The sequence below is a fragment of the Streptomyces sp. NPDC031365 genome (genome assembly GCF_055569765.1).
Map to the genome: position 1 here is coordinate 227823 of NZ_JBVIIM010000005.1, position 6402 is coordinate 234224.

The following is a 6402-nucleotide window of genomic DNA, read 5'->3' on the forward strand; positions in this document are numbered from 1 at the left end:
CTCCTCTGTCGCCCCACCCCCCCCCCCCCCCCCCCCCCCTCCCCCCCCCCCCCCCCCCCCCCCCCCCCCCCCCCCCCCCCCCCCCCACGGTCCGGGGCGGTGAGGCCCTTGCTTACTCCTCGGTGTCGTCGAAGGGGTTCTCGACGAGTGCGTTGGAGTGGGAGGCCGAGTCGTGAGCCAGCTGACCCGGGTCCGCGATCGGCGCGAAGACCTGCTCGTTGTCCATGAACTCTCCTTCATCAGCGGGGAGATACGGCGTTCGGATGAGCACCGTGACCACAATCTAATGAATCTGATTTTCATATTCAAGAGCGGGGAGAGGGTGATCCGGGTAACACACCGGCCAGTCGCCCTCGGGGTCCCGACCGACCCGGCCCGCCACCTTCAGCACGTCCGCCAGCAACCGCGGCGTCACGACCTCCTTCGGCGTTCCGTCGGCCACCACCCGGCCGTCGCGCAGGGCGACGATGCGTTCGGCGAACCGGGCGGCGTGGGCCAGGTCGTGCAGCACCATCACCACCGTGAGCCCGCGTTCCTCGCGCAGGCGGACCACGGTCCGCAGCACGTCGAGCTGGTGGTGCAGGTCCAGGTAGGTGGTCGGCTCGTCGAGCAGGAGAACGCGGGTGTCCTGGGCGAGCGCCATCGCGAGCCGGACACGTTGCCGCTCACCACCGGACAGCGCGTCGACGTCACGGTCGGCCCACTCCTCCACCCCGACGTCGCGCAGCGCCCGGTGCACGACGGGGTCGTCGCCCTCGCGCAGCATGCCCAGCGGGCCGCGCGCCGCGTACCGCCCCTGACGGACGAGGTGACGCACTGTCATGCCCGGTACGGCCGGAGCGGACTGGTGCAGCAGCGCCACCCTCCGTGCCGTGGCGCGTCTGGAGAGCCGCGCGAGGTCGTCCCCGCCGAGCAGCACGCGCCCTTCACCGGGTCGCAGCAGCCCGGCGGCCAGCCGCAGCAGGGTCGACTTGCCGCAGCCGTTCAGGCCGATGAGGGCGGTCAGTTCGCCCGGACGGACGGTCATGTCGACGCCCCGCAGCACGGGCCGTCCGGGGTAGCCGAAGTGGACCCCCTCAACGTGGATCCCCACGGACTCGGTCATGCTCTGTCCTTAAGTCGACTTCAGAACGTATGGCTCGGCGTGCGGCGCACGACGACCAGAAGCAGCGCGGCGCCGAGACAGGCGGTGAGCGCCCCGACCGGCAGCGTGAGCCGTTCCGAGCCGAGCACCGCGGCCAGCAGCCGCGAGGACAACTGCGCCGCCGCATCCGCCCCGCACACCACCACCGCGCCCGTCAGGGCGGCACCCGGAAGGCTCCTGCGCAGGTCCGCGCCGAACACGGCCACGGCCAGATGCGGGACGAGCAACCCGACGAAACCCAGCGCCCCGACGGCGGCCACCGCGCCCGCCGTCAGCGCGACCGCACACAGCAGGGCCAGGGTCCGGGCCGGGCGGGCGGAGAGGCCGGCGGCGAGGGCGGCGTCGTCCCCGCAGCGCAGCAGGGTCAACGGCCCCGTCAGGAGCCAGGCGGCGACGCCCCAGACGAGCGCCCACGGCCACAGCAGGTGCCAGTGCTCCCACACCCGGCCCTCCGTGGTGCCCACCAGCCACTGCACCACGCTGCCGAGTTCGCCCGGCTCCACGAGCAGCACCATGGCGGTGAGCCCGCCGAGCACCGCCGACACCAGCACCCCGTGCACGGCGGTCTGCGCGGGATCACCGCCCCCGCGGCCGGCGAGCAGCCACAGCAGCGCCGCTCCGGCACACCCGCCCGCGCACGCTGCGAGGACCACGGCCAGGGGCGAATCCCACCCGGCGAGTCCCAGGGCGGTCGCGGTGACGGCACCGAGCACCGCCCCCGGGGTCACGCCCGTCACCTCCGGCCCGGCCAGGGGATTGTGCAGGGCGGACTGCAGGACCAGCCCTGCCACGGCCAGACATGCGCCCGCGCAGAGAGCCACCAGCAGCCTGGGCAGGCGCAGTTGGAACAGGATGTGGCGTTCCGTCGCGTCACCGCCACCGTTGAGGACGTCCCAGGCCATACCCGGGGACATGCCGCGCCCGGCCACCAGTTCCACACCGGCGCACACGACGGCCAGTGCCGCGAGCGCCGTGACACGCCGGGTCACCCTGCGTCCTCCGTACCGGTTGTCCCGAGAGCCCGCGAGGGGGCACCGCCGGGCCCGGTAACCCGCAAGGGAGTACCGCCCGGCCCGGGGTCGCCCCTGCGAGCGTGGTTCGGTGCCCCGGCGCGGGGCACTTCGTGCGCCGCGCCGGAAGCCGTCCTCCGCGGTCCGGGCAGCGGCTCGCGGGCCGCTGCTGAAGCGGCCGGTCCGCGCCGGGCCGTCCGGCGGCGTCCGCCCGACCGCATCAGCGCGACACCGACCAACACCCCCAGCAGGGCCGTCCATGCACCGGCAGGCGTCTCCACGGGCGCCAGCGCCAGCCGGGCCGGGACATCGGCGACCATCACGACGACGGCGCCCCAGGCCGCGGACCAGGGGAGCCAGCGCACCGCCCCCGCCGCGGGATCGAACCAACGGCTCAGGTGCGGAGCGAGGAACCCCACCCAGGCGACGGGCCCGCACACCGCCGTCACCGGGGCGATCAGCACCACGGCGACGGCCAGCGCGGCCAGTCGGGCGCGCTGAGCGCGCACACCCAGCGCCTCCGCGTCCTCGTCACCCAGCCGCATCACCGACAGCACCGGCGCGCACAGCACGAGAGCGGGTACCGCGACGAGCAGCCACGGCCACAGGCCCGTCACGTCGTCCCAGGTCCGGGCGGAGAGGGAGCCGAGCAGGTAGCGGTAGATCAGCTGGAGGTCGAGCTGGTCGGCCATGACCATCAGGACGAGCAGCGCGGCCTGCAGCGCGGCCGCCACGGCGGCGCCGGTCAGCAGCACGGCGGACGGACTGCGGCCCAGCCCGGCGACGAGCAGCGTCAGCCCGCCGCCGAGCGCGGCGCCGCCGATGGCCAGCAGGGGGTGGAGGGCGGCGGGCAGCGAGAGAGTCAGCACCAGCGGAGCGGCCACCCCGAGCGCTGCCCCGGACGACACGCCCAGCATCTCCGGCACCGCCAGGGGATTGCGCAGCGCCTCCTGGAGCACCAGTCCGGCCGCCCCCAGACACGCTCCGGCGACGAGGGCCAGCAGTAGGCGGGGCACGCGGAGTTCGGTCACGACGATCCCGGCGAGGCTGGTGTCCCCGTCCGTCACCGCGGCGACCAGCCGGTGCGGGGGGACGCAGGGGGTGCCGAGGCTGAGCGCGCAGATGCCGGAGGCGGTCAGGAGTACGACGACCAGGAGTGGTTGCCACCTCTGTGCGGCGGGCGTCTGCCGCTGTCCGCCCGCCGCGGCGCGATCGGCCGCGACGGGCACCGAGAGGGACTTCCTCACCGCAGCGCGGCCGTGGCCTCGTCGATGACGAGGCCCAGCGAACGGGTGCCGCGCCCCTTGGCCCACACCTCTGAGTTCACCTCGTGGACGTCGCCGTTCTTCACTGCCGGGATCTTGCCCCAGAGCGGGTTCCCCGCGAGCTTCTCCGAGAGCTTGCCGTCCGCGCCGCCGAAGCTCATCGTCTCGACGAACAGCACGTCGACGTCCTGGGCGAGGATCTCCTCGAGGCTGTAACTGCCTTCCACACCACGGGACTTCCACGGGTAGTCGGCGATCTTGGGGAACAGGCTGGCGGCCACGTCGCCCTCCGGCGTCGCGACGCCGAAGTTCTCGTCACTGCCGTAGATGACGAGCGCGGTCTTCTCGCTCGGGGCCTTCTCGGCCTCGGCGAGCTTCGTCCGGAACGTCTTCTCCGCCTTCTCGCCCTGGACGGTCCGGCCGGTGAGCGCGGCGACGTCGCGCAGGTAACCCACGCTGTCCTGCCACGTCTCGGGCTGCATGGCCCAGAACGTGGTGGCACCCTTGAGCGCCGGGGTGAGCTTGCCGTGGGTGTCCCCGAGGCCGATGACGAGGTCGGGCTTGTGGGAGAGGATCGCCTCCACCTCCGGGGCGATGAATCCGCCGGGGACGACGTCGACCTCCTCGGACTTCTTCTCCCCCAGGAAGTCGGGGTGGGCGAGCAGCGTGCTGTTGGTGGCCGTCGGCACGATGCCCAGTTCCGTCAGGATGTCGTCGCACAGGGCGAACAGGCAGACGATCCGCTCGGGTTCCTTCTCCAAGGAGACCTTGACGCCGTTGGTGTCGGTCAACTCCGTCGAGGCCCTGATGGGTTCGACGGTCACCTCCGTCTTCGCCGCGGGCTTGGCCTTGTCACTCGCGGGTTCTTCGGAGGACGAGCCGCAGCCGACCAGGACGGAACCGATCGCCGCCGCGGCGATCCACCTGCGGACGGAACTCGACGGTGGGCGCAGCATCGATGCCCTCGCTTCTGTTTCAGGTACCGGGAACACACTGAAGATACATGATAATCATTTTCATCAACCCGGTTCCTGGAGGACTCATGCCCGCTGCCACCGCCACGCCCGTCCTGCTCGTCTCCGACCATGTGGCCGGATCCGTACACCTGGTGACCGTGCCGGACGGCGCCGTGGTGGGACGCCTCACAGGCCGTCATCTCTCCGAGCACGCCGGGTTCCTGGCGCTGCCCGGAGGGCGGGTGGCCTGTGTCGACGACCGCATCGGGGAACTGCTGGTGCTCGATCCCTTCGCCGAGCGACTCGTGGAACGCACGATCCCGGTCTCCGTGCCCGCCGAGCACCTCGCCTGTGACCCCTCCGGTCGCCGGCTGGCCGTCACCACGGGCCTCGGCAGGAACAGCGAACCGTGGTCGGACCTGCTGACGGTCGTCGACCTGGCCACCGGAGAAGCAACGCGGGTACGCACGCGCGTCGGCGAACCGGGCGTGACGGTGCTGGGCGACGGCGACCCGCTGCTCGTACTGCGGCACCGGGAGCCCGGGGCGCTGGCCACCCACCGGTTCGCGGACCTCCTCGCGGCTCCGCCCGGCTGCCCTCCGGTCACACCTCGCGCGGTTCTGCCGCTGCCGGACGACGGACACGGGGACGCGCAGACACCCGGCTCGGAGCACGTGTTCGCGGCCACGAGCGCGGGAGTGCACCGGGCCCGGAGGAAGGGCGACGCACTCGCCGCCGAGGCGGTCATTCCGTGGGGATCGGCCGCCCGGGGCTGGTACCTCCGGCTCGACACCCGGCGGCAGGCGTTGTGGACCACGCTACGCGGCGGTGACCCGGACCCGCTGCGATGGCCGGAGTGGACCAACCAGGCATGGCACCACGACCTGGGAACGGGCGGCACACTGCTCACGGACCTCGGTCCCGGACTCGTCTTCCGGCTGGCCCTCGCCCGGTGCCACACCGCCTTCACCCGGGTCCATCCCGACGGCGACGAGCTGATCCTCCTCGGCGCCGACCACATCATCCACCGCTCCCCCCTGCCGGCCATGGACGGTGCTCCGCGTCGCGGCGGCACCCCGTGGGAGGGTGTCCAGCGGCGAGCGGTGGCCGCCTCACCGGGCTCCGACTGGGTCGCCGTCACCCGGGGCGGCCACGGCGAGGTGCACATCGTCGACGCGGAGACCGGCCACGAGGCGGCCCGTCTGCGGCTGAGCACACCGCTGCATCACGGTGGCCACATGACACTGCGCGTCCGGAACGACGGTGCCGACGGTGATCCCGTGGGGCGGTGACGGCGTGTGCGGGCCTGCACGCCCCGGGCGTCCGGAACAACCGCTGCCCACAGGGGCGATGTACGGCACCGCGCCACACCGGCGTCCGTACGCCGCCTCCCTCATCGTGACCGACTGCCGAGTCCGGTCCCACGGGGCGGGGTCGGCGTCCGGCGACGACGCCCGACAACTCGCTGGTGCTCTCCGGCAGGGTGACGGAGGCGGTTGGCTTCCTCGTCCCGGGTCGACGGCGTGCAGCGCATTCCTGCCGGGCGCGCCATCGTTCGACAGCAGACGCGGCGGGCGCGGGAATCACGCGCCGGGGGGTTGGCCCCGGAGGCGGCGGGACGGGCGGAAGGAGGAGAGGTCGAGGATGCCGGGCGGATCCGTGAGGCCGGGGCCGCCGTCCTTGATCCACGTGGTGATGTCGGTGGTGGCGCCGGGGTCGTTGACCAAGCCGAGCCGGACGGGGCGGCCGCCGTTCCCGCGGCCTTCGCCGGAGGGTTGGACCACGACGACGTTGGCGCGCTCACAGGCGTCGAGGCAGTCGGCGACCCGTACGGTCGCCGTGCCGTCGAGGGCCTGGCGCAGGTCGCGGAGCTGCGCGGTGTGGTCGAGGCCGGGGACCTCGGGGGTGCCGCAGCAGCCGCGGCAGACGGTGACGGTGGGCCGTGGGGGGGGGGGGGGGGGGGGGGGGGGGGGGGGGGGGGGGGGGGCGAGCGGGTGCGTTTTTGGTGCGTGGGGGGGGTGTGTCCC

7 protein-coding genes are annotated in these 6402 nt (G+C 73.4%); 1 reads left to right on the plus strand and 6 read right to left on the minus strand.

Annotated elements, in window-relative coordinates; translation table 11 throughout:
- Positions 1-112: 112 nt before the first annotated feature.
- The 5 genes from amiA to ACZ5C2_RS11145 all read right to left on the minus strand — a co-directional run bounded on the left by amiA (position 113) and on the right by ACZ5C2_RS11145 (position 4375).
- Complete coding sequence (gene amiA / locus ACZ5C2_RS11125; RefSeq protein ID WP_240661371.1) at positions 113-226, minus strand: streptamidine family RiPP; 114 nt, start codon at positions 224-226, stop codon at positions 113-115.
- A gap of 57 nt (positions 227-283) precedes the next feature.
- Entirely contained in the window at positions 284-1105 is an 822-nt protein-coding gene (locus ACZ5C2_RS11130) for an ABC transporter ATP-binding protein (protein ID WP_468788977.1), read from the minus strand.
- A 20-nt stretch (positions 1106-1125) separates the two neighbouring features.
- Positions 1126-2133: a FecCD family ABC transporter permease gene (locus tag ACZ5C2_RS11135; protein WP_468788979.1), complete on the minus strand. Its 1008-nt coding sequence runs from the start codon at positions 2131-2133 to the stop codon at positions 1126-1128.
- Positions 2130-3308, minus strand: a complete 1179-nt coding sequence (locus ACZ5C2_RS11140; protein ID WP_468789144.1) for a FecCD family ABC transporter permease — start codon at positions 3306-3308, stop codon at positions 2130-2132. Before ACZ5C2_RS11140 ends, ACZ5C2_RS11135 begins: the two co-directional genes overlap by 4 nt.
- Positions 3309-3397: 89 nt before the next feature.
- Positions 3398-4375 carry an ABC transporter substrate-binding protein gene (locus ACZ5C2_RS11145; RefSeq protein ID WP_468788981.1) on the minus strand — a complete coding sequence of 326 codons (978 nt, stop codon included), beginning with the start codon at positions 4373-4375 and terminating at the stop codon, positions 3398-3400.
- An 86-nt stretch (positions 4376-4461) separates the two neighbouring features.
- Here ACZ5C2_RS11145 and ACZ5C2_RS11150 point away from each other — a divergent pair, with 86 nt between their 5' ends.
- Complete coding sequence (locus ACZ5C2_RS11150; RefSeq protein WP_468788983.1) at positions 4462-5667, plus strand: YncE family protein; 1206 nt, start codon at positions 4462-4464, stop codon at positions 5665-5667.
- Positions 5668-5958: 291 nt separating this feature from the next.
- Here ACZ5C2_RS11150 and ACZ5C2_RS11155 read toward each other — a convergent pair.
- On the minus strand, positions 5959-6402 hold a 444-nt coding region (locus tag ACZ5C2_RS11155; protein WP_468788985.1), incomplete at its 5' end, for a hypothetical protein.

Excerpts from the sequence above, each read along its gene's own strand:
- amiA (WP_240661371.1), bottom strand. The coding sequence starts at position 226 with ATGGACAACGAGCAGGTCTTCGCGCCGATCGCGGACCCGGGTCAGCTG.
- ACZ5C2_RS11145 (WP_468788981.1), bottom strand. The coding sequence starts at position 4,375 with ATGCTGCGCCCACCGTCGAGTTCCGTCCGCAGGTGGATCGCCGCGGCG.
- ACZ5C2_RS11130 (WP_468788977.1), bottom strand. The coding sequence starts at position 1,105 with ATGACCGAGTCCGTGGGGATCCACGTTGAGGGGGTCCACTTCGGCTAC.
- ACZ5C2_RS11150 (WP_468788983.1), top strand. The coding sequence starts at position 4,462 with ATGCCCGCTGCCACCGCCACGCCCGTCCTGCTCGTCTCCGACCATGTG.